Here is a 17,037-nt window from a genome sequence, read left to right on the forward strand (position 1 = left end):
TGCTCCAAAGTTTTATTAACAAACTCAACTGGTGCTCACAACCAGATTTGAACTGGTGACCTCTCCCTTACCAAGGGAGTGCTCTACCTACTGAGCTATGCGAGCTTCAATATTTTAAAACTTAATTTTTTTATACTTTAATCTTTAAATACACTTTATAAATCCCTTTAATGGAGCGGGCGATGGGAATCGAACCCACGCTATCGGCTTGGAAGGCCGAAGTTCTACCATTGAACTACGCCCGCACTGGGAAATCGTGGTGGAGGGGGCAGGATTCGAACCTGCGAAGGCTGAGCCGTCAGATTTACAGTCTGATCCCTTTGGCCGCTCGGGAACCCCTCCAGCGTGCTGGCGACAATCATAGGGCTTTAGTTTTTAAAAATCAACTTTTTTTCATCGATTTTTTTGCCTATAATTTCATGCACCAGATTTTGAAAACTTAAGCAGTTAAGACGCGTGCAAGTATATACGAAAGCAAAATCATTTTGCCAGCATTTTTTGCTATTAATTTTAGTTTTTTTCATATCTACAGCGAATGCTGAGATATATCAGTGGCAAGATGAAAATGGCAATACTGTTTTCTCTAATACACCGCCCGGCGAAAGCACTGATACAACCACTATTGATACACAAACGCTAAACGTTATTACTCAGACACATAGCAAAACTGATAGTGAAGATGCCGATGATAATAGCACTGAAGCTTTAAACACAATGACCTCAACGCTTAAAAAAAAACTTTCTGAACATATCGATAATCAAAAAAGCACGCTTAATATAAAAATCACATCTCCCGCCAATAACACGCATGTTCATAACTTCTATCCATTAATTCCTATCCAGACTTCTCCACCACTATCAGCCAAAGCCAAAGTGATGGTTATCACTAACGAACATAAGGGAAGCGCTGTTTATCAAAATGACACATGGAATATTCCAAGACCTTTTCCTGGCAAAAATGACATAAGCCTCTACGGCAAGACTGAAACAGGGGAGCCTTTTTTCTCTGACTCAATCACAATGTATATTCATAATAGCCGTGTCAAACAAAATCTCAAATGAGTTTTAACTACTCATGATTGTTTTACTTATGGGAAACTGTAGCACGATCGTCAAACCTTGCCCACCATCCGAGGTGCGCGCAGCTATCTGCCCATCATGCAACCTGACAATTTCCTTCACAATTGAAAGCCCAAGACCGCTACCAGCTTGTCCCGTCCCTGCTTCACGATAAAACCGATCAAAAATTCGCTTTTGCTTATCTTCAGCAATCCCAATGCCGTTATCAACAACCTCAAATAAGACTTCTGATTTTGCCACATAACTATATAAGATAACTTTACCACCATCGAGGGTATAACGAATGGCATTATCAATAAGATTCCTAAATAAAATATTTATTAATGTTTCGCTGGCATAAACAACCGCTGCTGACTTACTTGGCAAGAACTCTAACTCAATATTTTTTTGCAGCGCCAATAACGCCAACTCCGCAAGTTGATTCTCAGCAATACTATTTAAATTCACATTTTTCTTATCAGGCAAATCCTGCTGCGGCTCTAAGCGACTTAACGTCAGTAGTTGATCAATAATATAAAAATAGCGATCGGCGCCACTAATAATATTGGCAATACGCTTTTTAATCTCAACCATGTCATCCAAGTTAAGCGCAACCTCAGCTTGCGTTTTCAATGCTGCCAATGGCGTTTTTAATTCATGCGCCGCATCTCCAGCAAAACGCTTTTCACGCTCTAACACCTTACTAAATTTTTGAAATAGAATATTTAATTGATTTAACAGCGGAATCACTTCAGGCGGCGCTGTTTTAACAGCAATTGGCTCAAGTTTACGTGGATCTTTGACTGCAATTGCACGGCGAATATCAGATAAAGGTCGCAAAGCCAGTTGCACCACAATAAATATAGATAGCAATAGAAATATATATAGCGTGATTAAATCCCATAAAGCGCTGCGAAACAAATTCAAAAACATTTGATGCTTAAAATCAGAGCTCACCAACACCACAATGCGATACGGTTGATAGCGACTATTAATGCTAAACATATTCCATAATTGCGATCCTTGTGACGTTTTTAGCTTAACCGTTTGAAAGCTGTCAAGTTCCGTCTTTTGAAAAGTGGACACATCCGGTGATCCTGTTGAATGCAAAATCAAATTACCACTGCGGCGATCATAAACCTGAAAAGCAAATGAATCTTTATACACATTATCAAATTGTGCAATTTTGGGCTTTAAGTTCCCTGCGATATTTTCAAGCGTTGTTAAAGAGTTAGATTCCAGCAAATCACTTAACTGACGTTTTGAACTATCAGTAATCGCGGCAGACAATAAGGCATCAATCGCATTGGCACTGTTAACCATTTGCATTTTAAATAAATCTTCGTTTTGTTGACGCATCTGATAATAGTTAAAGACACCTAAAATAAAAATTGAGCAGCTAATCAACAATATTAAACAGATACTTAAAAACTTTTGAATCGATAACCTGTTATTAAGAAAAGTAAAGTAATTCGCGCGTTCCATAATACTCAAAACATTCAAAGTAACTAGGCATAAGTAGCCATGCAGATATTATCAGGTATTTTTTGGATTCTCGGATCAAGTCCGAGAATGACAGTGAGTTGTCATATTCGGGCTTGATCCGAATATCCATTATACCAATAAACCATTGCTTAGATACTTAATAAGACATTATCCTAGCATGTAAGTGATTGCCAATCATATCGGACTTATTAAGGATAATCCAGCATAACTGGGCGAGGTTTTTAATTGGTAAAAATAAATACTTTTACAGAGATTGGCTATCAGGCTTGCCATCTTATTTATATTAAGGGTACGATAATCACCGACAGGGACATAAAAATATCTGATAACACATAATCATATAGCCTACAGCAGATTCATCATTCTGCTCTTTCGCATATGAAGCGTTGTTGCGATAATGTTAAAGAGGTCATAGAACGGGCTATTATGCAAAGAAACCACAAGAAATCAATGCATAGTATATTGCCCTTTTGATAACAATAGTTCTAACCATTCTATAAATAGGGTAATAAGGAGATAGACGTGTTACAACCAGCTAAACAAGATAAGTTTGACAACAAACCAGACAATATCGTTAACACGCTCAAAAACAATCACATCGAAAACAGTGATGATGACGATATCAATGATAATGATTATACACTTGATAACTCTAATGATGATGACGATGACAATGCATTTAACAACACAGAAGTTGATGCCCATGATTTTTCGCACGTAGATAATGACGCCACGCGCATGTATCTTGTAGATATTGGCTTTAGACCATTATTAACAAAAGACGAGGAATTCTACTACGCTCAAAAGGTACAACAAGGCGACTTAAAAGCAAAAAACATCATGATTGAGAGCAACTTACGTCTTGTTGTGAAAATTGCCAAACGTTACAAGCCACGTGGTAATAGCTTAAGCTTTCTTGATTTGATTGCCGAAGGTAATCTTGGCTTGATTCGTGCTGTTGAGAAATTCGACCCTGAACTGGGTTGGCGATTTTCAACCTATGCTACTTGGTGGATACGCCAGAATATTGAACGCGCACTATTAAATCACCAACGCACAATTCGCGTTCCTGTCCATATATTAAAAGAACTCAATGTTTATTTGCGTGCAGCAACAGAGCTAACTAAGCTTCTTGATCATGAGCCATCCCCTGAGGAAATTGCTGAGTTTATTGACCGCCCTGTTGAAGATATCCGCAAAATTCTCACCTCAACCGTACCAATGGACTCACTGGATGACGCCTATGATGATTCCAATCGCAGCATGCTTGAGACAATTGCCGATGAGCAAACCAGTGATCCGGAGGATATCCATTTACATCAAAAAGCCGCTCAATTTATTGATCAGTGGCTTGATGAGTTAAGTGACAATCAACGCGCAGTGCTATCAATGCGCTTTGGTCTGCGCGGCTATGACATCCAAACACTTGAAGAAACCGGTACACAAATTGGACTGACGCGTGAGCGCGTACGTCAAATTCAGGTTGATGCATTACGCCGCTTAAAAGTAATTGCTGCGGCTAACAATATTGATGCCAACCTATTCTCTAAACAATAAGCACACTTATTACAAACCCTTCTACGCTGAGTGTATAAATCAATATTATAGCTTTGATAAAATTTTGTCATTTCTAGCAAGCACTGATAAAGAATAAACTGACCCTAACTTCTTGAGCACATGATGCAAAGGAAGCATTTTGTTCATATCACTTATCAGGAGAAATATTATGAAAGGCATTAAAAACATTGGGTCTATCCTTGTTGTTATCGCAAGTATTTTAGGTATTATTTTCGCAGCGACACTTATGGGCTATTCAGTTGCAGTAGGTGTTTGGGGAATTATCTTATCTGCCGTTTCACTGCTGTTAGGCTTCCTAACATTTGCCAATACCAAATCAACAGTGAGTACGATATTCGTTATCACGTTTATTCTAGCCATCATTACCGCGAGCTTCTCAGTCGGCGGACTTGAAAAAAGCATGATCTTGCAACTTATTGCGAGCATCATTGGCTTTATTGGAACGATTGCATTACCAAAATCATCATCTGCGCATGCTATTTAAGACTCAGCACCCCTCCCAACTCTTTGGGTGTCTTTATTTGACAACTGTAGGGATATAAGCTTAAATATGCCTCAGAATTTTTTACTTACCTGCACAAACTAAAACAACACGAAAACTCTCTTGTTGACTTCTGTCACAATGGAGTTTTGCGCTGTTTAAATGTGCCAAATCATGGAGATCAACATGTCTGAAACTGCTGTTTTAAACATCCAACACAAAAATTTATCATTAACGCTACCAATTCACACTCCTGTATTAGGTCAACAAACTGTTGATGTATCTTCTTTAGTTAAAGAAGGTTTATTCACTTACGACCCAGGCTTTCTCTCAACCGCAGCGTGCTGGTCAAAAATCACTTATATTAACGGTGGTCAAGGCGTGCTTCTGCATCGCGGTTACCCTATTGAGCAATGGGTTGAGAAATCGCACTACCTGAATCTTTGTTATGCTTTATTAAATGACAAGCTACCAAGCACTACTGAAGTTAATGCATTTAGTCAACGCATTTTAGATCACATGCCTGCATGTGAGCATGTTGCGCATACAATCAAAGCATTTCCGAAAGACACGCACCCTATGGCAGCCTTAATGGCAGCAGTGAGTGTCATGTCTGCAGAAAATCAAAAAACAATGAATAAGAAAGATCCTGAGCAACAAATAGCAATGGCAGAAAAAATCATTGCACGCATTCCAACATTAGTTGCAATGACTTATCGCCACCGTAATGGCTTGCCTTTCATGGCGCCTAAGAAATCTTTTTCATATGCTGAGAATTTCTTATATATGATGTTTGCTGATAATGAAAACTACCAACCAGATCCATTAGCCGCACGCGCCATGGATACGATTTTCATATTGCACGCAGATCACGAGCAAAACGCATCGACTTCAACTGTACGCCTTGCTGGCTCCACAGGTACTGACCCATATGCCGCCATTGTTGCTGGTATTGCCGCTCTTTGGGGACCGGCACACGGTGGTGCGAATGAAGCGGTCGTTAAAATGCTTGAGCAAATTGGTGATGTCAGCAATATCGATAAGTTTATCGAGCGCGCTAAAGACAAAGAAGATCCATTTAGATTGATGGGCTTTGGGCATCGCGTATACAAAAACACCGATCCACGTGCAACAGCCATGAAAAAAGCATGTGAAAGCATCCTTAATCAAATGGGTGATAGCAATAACCCATTGCTACACATTGCCAAGAAACTTGAAGAAATTGCATTAAATGACAGCTACTTTATTGAAAGAAAACTATTCCCGAATGTGGATTTCTACTCAGGCATCATTTTAAAAGCGCTAGATATCCCAACTTATATGTATACGCCAATCTTTGCATTAGCTCGTACTTCTGGTTGGATCTCTCAGTATCTAGAAATGTACAACGATCCTGCAATGAAAATTGGACGTCCTCGCCAACTTTATATCGGTGAAAACAAAAGAGATCTTCCATAATTATTGATTAACTCTACATTATTCTCTCTAGCCTATTATTTATAGCTAGCATAAGTTAAGGACAACTCATGACGCTGAAAAAAATCTTCCGCAATAATCGCGAGATTAACTGTCATTATCACAAACATGACCGCAGCCCAATAACACTAGTATTTATCCATGGCATGGGCGGACGTCAAACGCAATGGCATCATCAGATAACATTTTTCAAGCAGTTTTTTAACGTCATTACACTAGACTTACCAGGGCATGGACAAAGCCCTGTTATTGCAAATAACAAGACAAATCCTTACACGCTTGATGAGTATGTTAACGATATTGCCCATGTTATTTCGGAATTAGGTAGCGCTCATAATATTATCATTGGACATTCACGAGGTGGTGCGTATGCTTATGCCACCGCTCAAAAACATAGCTTAAGCCTTAATATTACTCAGCTTATACTCATCAGCCCATCGCCATGCACCAAGCTTGATGCTGAAAATTTTGCCTTTTGGAACCAGTCTCTTGATGTCTTAGAAAGCATCCGTGACAACATGAATCAATTTTTCGCATCCTCAGGCTTCCACCCCGATACGCAACAAACACTTATTGATGAGCAAGTTAATGCCGGCAAAACTAATGATTTAGAGGTAATCAAAAAGTTAAACTTAGGAATGCATGATATTGAAAATGCAGACAACTTCAGCATTCCAACACTATTAATCACCTCACCTGAGGATAAAATTGTTGGTGCTGACAGCAGTATTAGCTTTTATCAAAACATTAAAAACATCACATATGTGAGCATGAGCAAAAGCGGGCATTTTGCGCCATTAGAAGAACCTGAGCAAATTAATAAAATTATTTTGGACTGGATACTTAATCATGCTACATCTTAAAGAAACAACTTTTGTTAGCACAAAGTGGCTCCATAATAACTTAAATCTACCACAGCTCGTCATACTCGATGCGACACTCACCGATAGAAAGTGTAGTGCCTCATTTATTCCACAAAGTCGCTATTTTGATTTGAAGCAACACTTTAGTGACTTAACTAATTCTTTGCCACACACATTGCCTCAAGCTCAAGACTTTGCCCTTGCTGCAGCAAAACTTGGCATCCATAATGATAGTATAATCGTGGTCTATGACCAAAATGGCATTTACTCGAGTGCGCGCTGTTGGTGGATGTTCAAAGCGATGGGACATCATAATATTTATATTCTAGATGGTGGTCTGCCGCAATGGCTTAATGATAACCTACCAACGACAACTCGCTATATCACAGCCACTACAACATATTTCACAGCCACGCTAACAAATGGGTGCTTTTGTGACAAAGAGCACATATTAAATAATTTAGATAGTAAGTCCGCCATTGTCTTTGATGCAAGATCACCCGCACGCTTTAGCGCACGAGAACCCGAGACACGTGACAACCTGAACTCAGGTCATATCCCACAATCTATTAATATGCACTACGCCAGTGTCCTTGATCAAGGTTGCTTTAAATCTAAAGAAACCTTAGCAGCAATGTTTGCCCTTTACGCACCTAGTCTACAACAACCACTTATTTTTACATGTGGTTCAGGTGTCACTGCTTGCATATTGGCAGCAGCTGCAAAGATTGTTGGGTATCGCAATATCAGCGTTTATGATGGATCGTGGAGTGAATGGGGTAATAAAAAACTGCAATTACCTTTTTGCCAACAAAATCACATACTCTGCGATGCGTCGCCCAAATAATTCAGCCGTTCTTTTGTCACCAATCGGAGGAGTTACTTCTGGGGAGTCATTTTCTGATTGTGTCATAAGCCCCAAAGATCCGCCCATCCGATTAAGTGCTTCCAAATGCCCACTATGATGCTCATTTTGCCCAGAAGTATTATCAATACCCAATGACAACCACAACATACCATGCTGACAAGCAAAGGTGCATAACTGCATTAACACGTTAAACTTGTCGCCACTTAGAGAGCCTGAGTTGGTAAACCCCGCGGCAAGCTTATCTTTCCAGCCTTTTTTTAGCCAAACTTTTGATGCATCATCCATAAACTTTTTGAACTGGTATGGCACCGAGCCCATATACGTTGGCGCACCAAAAACAATCGCTTCATAATCATTAAGCGCATCGACATCTTGCAACTCATCAACACTAATAAGCACCGCATGCACTTCTTTTAGAGCATTGACACCCATTCTAATATGCTCTGCTACTTTCTTAGTATGACCATAACCACTGTAATAAACGATTGCTACATTTTTCATGTTAAAAATGATATTCATTCTTAAATAAAGTATTGGCATTGTAGCACGCCTAAGATGAGATTCAATAAAGCCTCTCAAACAAAAACATGATCAGTTTGGCGCCACCAGTTTAGGGTGCATTTCAGAGTCAATATCTGCTAGACTTACGCACACTAAAAATTCATATAACAAGTGTTTTCTTATGACTACTGATCAGCGCCCACAAAGGGTTACCTTTTTTGGGTGTTTTTTATTTCTACTTGGCAGCCTCTTCTTTATCTATGAGTATTTTGCACGCACCTCGCTGGACTCTTTAAATGCTATGCCACACAATGCATTTGCCAACAGCTTACACATCACGCCTGAACAATTAAGTCTAATTGGTGCCGCCTACGCGATCGCCTATTCAGTGATGCAAATTCCGGTAGGCATTATTTTGGATCGCTTTGGCGTACGTAAGGTGGGGACTTTTGCTATTTTATGGTGCGCTATTGGCGTTTTGGTCTTTAGCTTCGCCTCAAGCTTTTATTCTGCATTTATTGGTCGATTTTTTATTGGTTTTGGCTCAGCCTTTGCCTTTATCCTGCTCCTTAAAATCGTGCTTGATTGGTTTCCACACCGCATTCTAGGTCTTGTGGTTGGCATGACTCAGATTCTTGGTGTAATTGGTCCTATTCTCTCCAACGTACCCTTAGCTTACGCACTTGAATCGGTGGATTATCAATGGCGCATTGTTTTTTATTTTATAACCGTTGCAGGCATTATATTGTCAGTTATTTTCTTGATATTTGCACGTGATCGTCAATCAACAAAAAACATCCTATCAATTAAAGAAGTAACACTGCAGACGTTATCACTTTTTAGATATCGTCAAATTATTATCATCGCTATTTTTGCTTTTTTTATCTATCCAGCTGCTGAGCTATTTGGCTCGCTATATGGCTCTAGTTACTTGGTTAGCATGGGCTACTCACAAATCTCAGCAAGCTCTGCGATTCAATTTATTTGGCTTGGCATGGGGCTTGGCAGCCCAATATTAGGGCTATGTTCAGACTTAATGCGTAAACGTAAGCCCGTCCTTTATGTAGCTGCATTAATAGGTGTAATTGCCTCATCGATTATTGTTTGGCTACCGAATTTACATTTACACGTATACTACTTACTGTTTTTCTTATTTGGATTTGCCACAGGGGCTCAGGCCATTTCTTTTAGCGTTGTAGTTGAAAACGTGCCAAGAAAGCTTGAAGCAACGGCAATGGCATTTAACAATATGAGTGTTGTTTTAGGTGCTGCGATTATTCAAATATTAGGTGGCATCACCTTGAGTAAAATAGCATTAAGCTCAACACACTTTAGCACGCAAAATTATGAGGTAATGCTCAGCATTAGTATTATCTTTTTTGCAGTGGCTTTTGTTTTTAGCTTATTTTTTATTAAAGAGACACATTGCCAAAGGCAAATTAATAACTAAGTAATGAGTCAAGAATAAGTTGCATCAGCTAGTACCTCTCCCCTTGCGGGAGAGGTCGTGCAGCTCAAGCTGCGCGGGTGAGGGGAGTAATTGAAGCTCAACTTATTTTTACATTATTACTAAGCTTTAATAACATGCAGTCCACCCATATATTTACGCAGCACTTCAGGTACAACGATAGAACCATCTTTTTGCTGATAATTCTCTAATACGGCGACAAGCGTTCTGCCAACTGCTAAACCTGAGCCATTTAATGTATGCAACAGCTCTGGCTTATTCATATCTTTTGATTTAAACCGTGCCTGCATACGTCTGGCTTGGAAATCACCACACCAGCTACAAGATGAAATCTCGCGATAGGTATTTTGTGATGGGATCCAAACTTCCAAATCATAGGTTTTACGTGCGGAAAAGCCCATATCTCCTGTACATAAGGTTAGTACACGATAAGGTAGTTCAAGCTTTTGTAACACTGCTTCGGCATGTGAGGTTAACTCCTCCAACGCATTTAAGCCTTCATCAGGTGCGACGATATGCACCATTTCAACTTTTTCAAATTGATGCTGACGGATAAGCCCTCGAGTATCACGACCATAAGATCCTGCCTCACTACGAAAGCATGGTGTATGTCCTACGAATTTCAATGGCAAGCTTTCAGCCGCAATAATTTCATCACGTACGATATTGGTAATTGGGACTTCCGCCGTAGGAATTAAGCTAAATGGGAATTGCGCTTGAATATTAAAAAGATCTTCTGAAAACTTCGGCAATTGTCCTGTGCCAAATAGTGAATCCTTATTGACAAGATAAGGCACATAAACTTCATTATAGTCATGTTCATTAACATGCAAATCAATCATAAACTGTGTCAATGCACGCTGTAACTGCGCGATTTCTTTCTTAAGCACAACAAAGCGACTTCCTGTTAACTTAGAGGCAGTTTGGAAGTCCATACCACCAATCTTCTCACCTAAATCAACATGATCTTTCACTTCAAAATCAAACTGCTTTGGCTCACCCCAGCGTCTGATTTCAAGGTTGTCATTTTCATCTTTGCCCACAGGAATATCATTCGCTGGCAAGTTTGGCATTTCCGCAATAATCGCCGTTATTTGATCTTGAATCGCTTTTAGCTCATCCTCTAGCGCTTTAAGCTCATCACCTAAGTTAGCAACTTCTGCCAGAATACTTGATGCATCTTTTTTTTGTGCTTTGAGCATCCCGATTTGTTTTGAAGCGGCATTACGCTTAGCTTGTAAGTCTTGTGTTTTCTGCTGAACGATACGACGCTCTTCTTCCAATGCATTAAAGGCATGGATATCAAGCATATAACCACGCGTTAATAGCCCTTTAGCTACTGCATCAATATCACTTCTTAATAATTTAGGGTCAATCATTTACTCTTTACTCACATTTTTTTAATCAAACTTTAAAATAGACTCACCAGTCATCTCTTTAGGTTGCTTCACTCCAATCACTGCCAGTATCGTTGGGGCAATATCCGATAATTTGCCATCGCTTAATGCAACTGAAGCTTTCTTATTCCCTTGATAAATAAAAGGCACCGGATTGGTGGTATGTGCTGTATGCATCTTACCTGTTTCAGGGTCAACCATTTGATCTGCATTACCGTGATCTGCGGTAATAAATAAATTACCATTGATCGTATGAACCGCATCAGCAACACGTCCAATACATTTATCTAAAGCTTCAATTGCTTTAACTGCTGCGTCATAATTGCCCGTATGCCCCACCATATCAGAGTTGGCATAATTACAAATAATCACATCATATTTTTGTGCAGCAATTGCATCGACTAGTTTATTCGTCACCTCATAGGCGCTCATCTCAGGCTGTAAATCATATGTAGCCACTTTAGGCGAGGGGATCAAAATACGATCTTCACCGACAAATGGCGCTTCCTGACCACCATTAAAGAAAAAGGTCACATGTGCATATTTCTCAGTTTCGGCAATTCTCAGCTGCGTCATATGTTGATCTGCCAATACTTGACCTAATATATTGGTTAGCTTCTCAGGTGCGTAAGCAACGTGTGCTTTAATATCATCAGCATATTTTGTTAAGGTCACAAAATGCACTTTAGGAAAAACTTGGCGCTTAAAGCCAGAAAACTCACTATCGGTAAACACATGTGATAATTGGCGCGCACGATCAGAGCGGAAATTCATAAATATAACACTATCACCATCAGCGATTGTCACTGCCTGATTGTGCTTTTTGATGATTGTCGGCTTAACAAACTCGTCATTTTCATTGCGTGCATATGCCATATTTAATGCTTCTTCAGCACTATCTGCTGTGTATTCTGCTTTGGCTATTGTCATCGCATCATAGGCTTTCTCAACACGATCCCAACGATTATCACGATCCATTGCATAATAGCGCCCGCTAACACTTGCAATATAGCCAACACCAAGTTTTGACAATAACGCATTAACTTTTTGCAATGAGCTTTCCGCTGAGCGTGGTGGCATATCGCGCCCATCTAAAAAAGCATGAACAAATACTTTTTTTGCACCTCGTTCAGCAGCGAGCTTAATCATTGCAATAATATGGTCTTCATGCGAATGCACGCCACCTGGCGATAAGAGTCCCAAAATATGTACGGCTTTGTCACCTTTCACGGCTTGATCAACAGCATTGGTGAGCACTTCATTATCAAAGAAACTTTTATCTTTGATTGCTTCATCAATCCGTGTTAGCTCTTGGTATACAATACGACCTGAGCCGATATTAATATGCCCAACTTCCGAATTACCCATCTGTCCTTGTGGTAAACCCACCATCAACCCTGATGCGTTAATTAAGGTATGCGTCGAATGTTGCCAAATACTATCCCAATTGGGTTTATTAGCATTATTAATGGCATTATCTTTATTTTCTTCGCGATAACCCCAACCATCGAGTATCAATAAAACAGTCGTTTGCTTTTTCATAAAATCTCCAAAAAAACAGATTGATCTATTGTATGCGCTCGATAGCCAAAAGGCTAGATAGTTGTAGTTAAAGTCTCTTACGCTAAAAACTGCTTTTTGATTGTAGCGTCCTTGACTATTTGGCGTTGATAGCCTCACGGTAAGTGCGAAAATATTACAAGGCATTTGCACCACAAACGTACCCATTGTTTAAATCAACTTAACTTATGTCAATATTTCCAGATATTGTTAATTTACATCATCACACATACAATTCTGAACAAATCATATTCAGGATATCATTATGAAAACATATAAAATCGCCATACTGTTAAGCTATCTATCCATTGCCTCTGTATCTGCAGTAATACTTACACCTGCATTACCACAAATTGGCAAATTTTACACACTTGACACTTCAAGCCTCTCATGGTTTGTCGGCATTTTTTTATTTGGCTATGTTTTTGGTCAGCTGATTTATGCCCCACTTGCCAATCGTTTTGGCAGACTCAAAGCCATTCGCTTTGGTTTTATCATTAACTTAATCGGTTTGGTTATATGCTATATTGCGGCAACCAACATGCTCCATAGCTATAGCTTGTTACTTTTAGGTCGGGTTATTACCGCTCTTGGTTCTTCTGCAGGTTTGGCGTGTACTTTCACGTTAGTCAATGAGCTCTTAAATGAAGCGCAAGCAAAGAAAGCAATCTCTTATTCCATGCTTTCTTTTATGCTCGGTATTGGTATTGCTGTCACCCTCGGCGGTGTTGTTACGCAATACTTACAGTGGCAAGATCTATTTTGTATCTTATTTATTCATGGTGCACTCGCCTATTTGTCAACGTTTTTATTCCATGAAACACTACAAGAAAAACACTCATTACACCCGATAGCGATTGCCCAAAGATACGCACATGCGTTAAAAGTCATCGTTTACGTCACTATGCTTTGATTATTGGTTTATGCTCTACAGTATCTTATGGCTACGCAGCAGCGGCACCAATGATCACGCAGCACATGCTACATTTGACACCTAGCGAATATGGCTACTGGAATTTAATCGCACTAGCCGGCACACTAATAAGTGGCTTAAGCGCACCCCGCATACTGCATCGATTTGATACTAATAAGATTATTATGGTTGCCATTGCTATTATTTTTATTGGTGCAATATTGCTTTATCTTAGCGTTCAATTTAATGCTCGAGCATTAGTGTTCTTTCTTATTTGTGCAGTACTGTATTACTTCAGCGGATTATTATTTCCAAGTGCCACATTGTTTGCTTCATCTGCCATTAAGGATAAGGCATCTGCTTCGTCCATGATGAGCTTTATGAATATGGGTTCAGCAATGCTTGCGGTCATTATTATGGGTTATTTACCTGGAAATAGCGCACTACAGTTTAGTCTGATACTCATGGTATTTATCGCCATTAATATAATTTCGGGAATTTTTCTAAAAAGAGATAATCAATCTTGATGGTGGGTCGTGCAGGATTCGAACCTGCGACCAATTGGTTAAAAGCCAACTGCTCTACCGACTGAGCTAACGACCCGACGAGGAGCTATTATAACGGCTCAACCCCTTATTGCAAGGGCTTTTTTCAATTAATTCCAGTGAATTTTAAATCTGTACTTTTTACAGTCAAACAGAAGCTATATCCTGTAGATTTACTCAGCAACTAATGCAACCTCATGGTGCAGGCTATACTTAAAATCCTCCACTAAACCTGGCAATACTTCATCAACATCTTAACTTCCTTATTTTTGGCAAAAAAAAACCTGCAATCGCAGGTTTTATAGTGTAGTAATAAAAGTTGCAGATTAAGCTTCTACGGCTTCTTCAACTTCTACTTGTGGACGATCAACTAGCTCGATAAATGCCATAGGCGCTTTATCACCAAAGCGGAAACCACACTTAAGTACGCGTGTATAACCACCTGGACGAGCTTCATAACGTGGTCCGATTTCTTCAAATAGCTTCTTAACCGCTTCTTTATTACGTAGGTAATTAAAAGCTTGACGTCTTAAAGCAACTACTTGACCTTTGAACTCATTATTATCATGATCAGTTGTTGATTTGCGCAGCTCAACTTCACGCTTTGCAAGCGTAATTAAAGGCTCAATAAAGCCTCTTAATTCTTTTGCTTTAGGTAAAGTTGTTTTGATCAGCTCATGCTTTAACAATGAAGCTGACATGTTTCTAAACATCGCTTTGCGATGGCTGCTTGTTCTATTAAACTTACGACCACTCTTACGATGACGCATAGTAATTTCCTTCTAGTTAAAATTATATATTACTTACTAAGCTGCTCTGGCGGCCAGTTGTCAATTCTGACACCTAAAGAAAGGCCTCTTTCAGCTAACACAGCTTTTATTTCATTCAAAGACTTACGCCCCAAGTTTGGAATGCGCATTAAGTCTGATTCAGGGAATTGCACCAAATCGCCCAAATAACGAATATTTTGAGCTTTTAGACAGTTCGCTGATCTGACCGTTAATTCTAAGTCTTCAACAGGTCTAAGTAATAAAGGATCGATTTCAGGGGCATCTTGTGCAGATTTTCGACCTAGTGGTGCTTTCAAATCTACAAATACAGCGATCTGCTCATAGAAATAAGTCATCGCTAACTCAATTGCCACCTCAGGCTTAATCGTACCTTTAGTACGCATATAAATTTCTAATTTCTCGCTATTATCATCTAAAGCTGAAACGGTAAAAGAAACATCTAGAATCGGATTATAAGCGGCATCTAATGGAATATAGCCAACCAACAATTCTTCAACTGCTGCTTGTGTATAAACTGTAGATGGCACAAATCCACGACCCTTGGTCACTTTAAGTGACATATTAAGCTTGCCACCTTCGTTAAGATTAGCAATGACATAATTAGGATCTGATACTTTGACATTACCACTAACTTCAAGATCTTTCGCCAATAATTTTGAAGGACCTGCTTTAGTGATTGTCAAATACGCTTCTTCTGTTTCATCTTGTAGACTAATAGCCAGTTTTTTTAGATTAAGCAGAATTTCTACAACATCTTCTTGTACACCTTCGATGGTGCAGTATTCATGTAAAGCGCCTTCAAGCTGCGCTTCTGTTACTGCAGAACCCGGTATAGAAGATAATAAAATTCTTCTGAGAGCATTTCCCATTACATGACCAAAACCAACAGCTAACGGCTCAAGCACCACTTTAAAGTGGTTATTTTTAACCTCAGTAACACTGCCAATTTGTGGTTTGTAAGCTTCAGTTGGACAAGTATGCATTAACTGCTCTCCGTTTATCTATTATTTAGAGTACAATTCAACAATTAACTGCTCATTGATATCAGCAGATAATTCAGCACGCTCTGGCTTAGACTTGAAAGCACCTTCAACTTTTGCTTCATCTACTTCAATCCAAGATAAAGTGCCACGTTGCTTAGCAAGTTCTAATGCGCTTTGAATACGCAATTGCTTCTTCGATTTTTCACGAACTGCAACAATGTCACCCGCTTGTAAAGCATATGAAGGGATATTACATGCTTTGCCATTTACCAAAATGCCTTTGTGTGTTACTAACTGACGCGCTTCTGCACGTGTTGCACCAAAGCCCATACGGAAAACAACATTGTCCAAACGACCTTCCAAAAGCTCAAGCAGATTTGCACCTGTATTGCCTTTGCGTCTTGCCGCTTCAACATAATAACGCTTAAATTGGTTCTCAAGTATGCCATAAATACGACGTACTTTTTGTTTTTCACGCAATTGTAAACCGTAGTCAGATAGGCGCGCTCTTTTTGCACCGTGTTGACCAGGCTGCGTATTGATTTTACATTTTTCTTCGATCGATCTTACACCGCTTTTTAGCTGAAGATCAGTACCTTCTCTACGAGAAAGCTTACACTTAGGTCCTAAGTATCTAGCCATTTCACTTACCTTAAAATCTTATACACGACGTTTTTTCGGAGGACGGCAACCGTTATGCGGTAACGGTGTTACATCCGTAATGCTCGTCACTTTGAAGCCTTTTGCATTTAAAGCGCGTACCGCAGATTCGCGTCCAGGTCCAGGACCTTTCACAAGAACATCTACGTTTTTCACACCATACTCAAGCGCAACATCACCTGCTCTTTCAGCGGCAACCTGTGCTGCAAAAGGTGTACTCTTACGAGAACCTCTAAAACCACTACCACCAGAAGTCGCCCAAGACAACGCATTACCTTGACGATCCGTAATAGTGATAATCGTGTTGTTGAAAGAAGCGTGGATATGCGCAATCGCATCCGGTACGCTCTTCTTGATTTTCTTCTTAGGCTTTACAGCTTTTGCCATA

General features: G+C 39.6%; 17 protein-coding genes and 4 tRNA genes. 9 read left to right on the forward strand and 12 right to left on the reverse strand.

Annotated features, from left to right (window positions below):
• Nucleotides 1-29: 29 nt before the first annotated feature.
• The 3 genes from NYP54_RS05825 to NYP54_RS05835 form a co-directional block, all read right to left on the reverse strand.
• Nucleotides 30-105, reverse strand: a tRNA-Thr gene (locus NYP54_RS05825).
• 66 nt (nt 106-171) lie between these two features.
• Nucleotides 172-245: transfer RNA gene (locus NYP54_RS05830), tRNA-Gly, on the reverse strand.
• 12 nt (nt 246-257) lie between these two features.
• Nucleotides 258-342 (reverse strand) — tRNA-Tyr (locus NYP54_RS05835).
• A gap of 114 nt (nt 343-456) precedes the next feature.
• On the opposite strand from NYP54_RS05835, the gene NYP54_RS05840 reads away from it, so the two are divergent.
• A complete protein-coding gene (locus NYP54_RS05840) occupies nt 457-1,062 on the forward strand; it encodes a DUF4124 domain-containing protein (protein WP_283155740.1) in 606 nt (201 codons plus the stop codon).
• A gap of 3 nt (nt 1,063-1,065) precedes the next feature.
• Here NYP54_RS05840 and NYP54_RS05845 read toward each other — a convergent pair whose 3' ends face one another.
• Nucleotides 1,066-2,418: an ATP-binding protein gene (locus NYP54_RS05845; RefSeq protein WP_283155741.1), complete on the reverse strand. Its 1,353-nt coding sequence runs from the start codon at nt 2,416-2,418 to the stop codon at nt 1,066-1,068.
• A gap of 669 nt (nt 2,419-3,087) precedes the next feature.
• Between NYP54_RS05845 and NYP54_RS05850 the strand changes: the two genes are divergently transcribed.
• The 5 genes from NYP54_RS05850 to NYP54_RS05870 all read left to right on the forward strand — a co-directional run bounded on the left by NYP54_RS05850 (nt 3,088) and on the right by NYP54_RS05870 (nt 7,810).
• Entirely contained in the window at nt 3,088-4,122 is a 1,035-nt protein-coding gene (locus NYP54_RS05850; protein ID WP_283155742.1) for a sigma-70 family RNA polymerase sigma factor, read from the forward strand.
• A gap of 169 nt (nt 4,123-4,291) precedes the next feature.
• The gene (locus NYP54_RS05855; protein WP_283155743.1) at nt 4,292-4,627 is read left to right on the forward strand and encodes a hypothetical protein; all 336 of its coding nucleotides are present in this window, start codon (nt 4,292-4,294) and stop codon (nt 4,625-4,627) included.
• Between the two features lie 183 nt (nt 4,628-4,810).
• Entirely contained in the window at nt 4,811-6,082 is a 1,272-nt protein-coding gene (locus NYP54_RS05860; RefSeq protein ID WP_151192616.1) for a citrate synthase, read from the forward strand.
• Between the two features lie 68 nt (nt 6,083-6,150).
• Nucleotides 6,151-6,963, forward strand: a complete 813-nt coding sequence (locus NYP54_RS05865; protein ID WP_283155744.1) for an alpha/beta hydrolase — start codon at nt 6,151-6,153, stop codon at nt 6,961-6,963.
• Nucleotides 6,950-7,810 (forward strand): sulfurtransferase, encoded by an 861-nt coding sequence (locus NYP54_RS05870; RefSeq protein WP_283155745.1) that lies wholly within the window; start codon nt 6,950-6,952, stop codon nt 7,808-7,810. The genes NYP54_RS05865 and NYP54_RS05870 overlap by 14 nt, the downstream gene beginning before the upstream one ends.
• Here NYP54_RS05870 and NYP54_RS05875 read toward each other — a convergent pair.
• Complete coding sequence (locus NYP54_RS05875; RefSeq protein ID WP_283155746.1) at nt 7,760-8,332, reverse strand: flavodoxin family protein; 573 nt, start codon at nt 8,330-8,332, stop codon at nt 7,760-7,762. The genes NYP54_RS05870 and NYP54_RS05875 overlap by 51 nt on opposite strands.
• A gap of 181 nt (nt 8,333-8,513) precedes the next feature.
• Between NYP54_RS05875 and NYP54_RS05880 the strand changes: the two genes are divergently transcribed.
• Nucleotides 8,514-9,782, forward strand: a complete 1,269-nt coding sequence (locus tag NYP54_RS05880) for an MFS transporter (RefSeq protein ID WP_283155747.1) — start codon at nt 8,514-8,516, stop codon at nt 9,780-9,782.
• A gap of 119 nt (nt 9,783-9,901) precedes the next feature.
• On the opposite strand, the gene serS is transcribed toward NYP54_RS05880, so the two are convergent.
• A complete protein-coding gene (gene serS, locus NYP54_RS05885; RefSeq protein ID WP_283155748.1) occupies nt 9,902-11,179 on the reverse strand; it encodes a serine--tRNA ligase in 1,278 nt (425 codons plus the stop codon).
• Between the two features lie 21 nt (nt 11,180-11,200).
• The gene (gene gpmI / locus NYP54_RS05890) at nt 11,201-12,739 is read right to left on the reverse strand and encodes a 2,3-bisphosphoglycerate-independent phosphoglycerate mutase (protein WP_283155749.1); all 1,539 of its coding nucleotides are present in this window, start codon (nt 12,737-12,739) and stop codon (nt 11,201-11,203) included.
• 283 nt (nt 12,740-13,022) lie between these two features.
• On the opposite strand from gpmI, the gene NYP54_RS05895 reads away from it, so the two are divergent.
• On the forward strand, nt 13,023-13,670 hold the full coding sequence (locus NYP54_RS05895; RefSeq protein ID WP_283155750.1) for an MFS transporter: 648 nt from the start codon (nt 13,023-13,025) through the stop codon (nt 13,668-13,670).
• Nucleotides 13,667-14,197 carry a hypothetical protein gene (locus NYP54_RS05900; protein WP_283155751.1) on the forward strand — a complete coding sequence of 177 codons (531 nt, stop codon included), beginning with the start codon at nt 13,667-13,669 and terminating at the stop codon, nt 14,195-14,197. Before NYP54_RS05895 ends, NYP54_RS05900 begins: the two co-directional genes overlap by 4 nt.
• Here NYP54_RS05900 and NYP54_RS05905 read toward each other — a convergent pair.
• The 5 genes from NYP54_RS05905 to rpsK form a co-directional block, all read right to left on the reverse strand.
• Nucleotides 14,198-14,273, reverse strand: a tRNA-Lys gene (locus NYP54_RS05905).
• A 268-nt stretch (nt 14,274-14,541) separates the two neighbouring features.
• A complete protein-coding gene (gene rplQ, locus NYP54_RS05910; protein ID WP_117001389.1) occupies nt 14,542-14,985 on the reverse strand; it encodes a 50S ribosomal protein L17 in 444 nt (147 codons plus the stop codon).
• Between the two features lie 29 nt (nt 14,986-15,014).
• Nucleotides 15,015-15,989, reverse strand: a complete 975-nt coding sequence (rpoA, locus tag NYP54_RS05915; RefSeq protein ID WP_117001390.1) for a DNA-directed RNA polymerase subunit alpha — start codon at nt 15,987-15,989, stop codon at nt 15,015-15,017.
• A 21-nt stretch (nt 15,990-16,010) separates the two neighbouring features.
• Nucleotides 16,011-16,631 carry a 30S ribosomal protein S4 gene (gene rpsD, locus NYP54_RS05920; RefSeq protein WP_117001391.1) on the reverse strand — a complete coding sequence of 207 codons (621 nt, stop codon included), beginning with the start codon at nt 16,629-16,631 and terminating at the stop codon, nt 16,011-16,013.
• 18 nt (nt 16,632-16,649) lie between these two features.
• Nucleotides 16,650-17,036 carry a 30S ribosomal protein S11 gene (gene rpsK, locus NYP54_RS05925; RefSeq protein ID WP_117001392.1) on the reverse strand — a complete coding sequence of 129 codons (387 nt, stop codon included), beginning with the start codon at nt 17,034-17,036 and terminating at the stop codon, nt 16,650-16,652.
• Nucleotide 17,037: the final 1 nt, after the last annotated feature.

Source organism: Cysteiniphilum sp. QT6929, assembly GCF_030035755.1.
Lineage (GTDB): Bacteria > Pseudomonadota > Gammaproteobacteria > Francisellales > Francisellaceae > Caedibacter > Caedibacter litoralis.

Coding starts and splice junctions, on each gene's coding strand:
- NYP54_RS05845 (WP_283155741.1), bottom strand. CDS start 2,418: ATGCGTCAACAAAACGAAGATTTATTTAAAATGCAAATGGTTAACAGT.
- NYP54_RS05855 (WP_283155743.1), top strand. CDS start 4,292: ATGAAAGGCATTAAAAACATTGGGTCTATCCTTGTTGTTATCGCAAGT.
- NYP54_RS05860 (WP_151192616.1), top strand. CDS start 4,811: ATGTCTGAAACTGCTGTTTTAAACATCCAACACAAAAATTTATCATTA.
- NYP54_RS05865 (WP_283155744.1), top strand. CDS start 6,151: ATGACGCTGAAAAAAATCTTCCGCAATAATCGCGAGATTAACTGTCAT.
- NYP54_RS05870 (WP_283155745.1), top strand. CDS start 6,950: ATGCTACATCTTAAAGAAACAACTTTTGTTAGCACAAAGTGGCTCCAT.
- NYP54_RS05875 (WP_283155746.1), bottom strand. CDS start 8,332: ATGAAAAATGTAGCAATCGTTTATTACAGTGGTTATGGTCATACTAAG.
- NYP54_RS05880 (WP_283155747.1), top strand. CDS start 8,514: ATGACTACTGATCAGCGCCCACAAAGGGTTACCTTTTTTGGGTGTTTT.
- serS (WP_283155748.1), bottom strand. CDS start 11,179: ATGATTGACCCTAAATTATTAAGAAGTGATATTGATGCAGTAGCTAAA.
- gpmI (WP_283155749.1), bottom strand. CDS start 12,739: ATGAAAAAGCAAACGACTGTTTTATTGATACTCGATGGTTGGGGTTAT.
- NYP54_RS05895 (WP_283155750.1), top strand. CDS start 13,023: ATGAAAACATATAAAATCGCCATACTGTTAAGCTATCTATCCATTGCC.
- rplQ (WP_117001389.1), bottom strand. CDS start 14,985: ATGCGTCATCGTAAGAGTGGTCGTAAGTTTAATAGAACAAGCAGCCAT.
- rpoA (WP_117001390.1), bottom strand. CDS start 15,989: ATGCATACTTGTCCAACTGAAGCTTACAAACCACAAATTGGCAGTGTT.
- rpsD (WP_117001391.1), bottom strand. CDS start 16,631: ATGGCTAGATACTTAGGACCTAAGTGTAAGCTTTCTCGTAGAGAAGGT.
- rpsK (WP_117001392.1), bottom strand. CDS start 17,036: ATGGCAAAAGCTGTAAAGCCTAAGAAGAAAATCAAGAAGAGCGTACCG.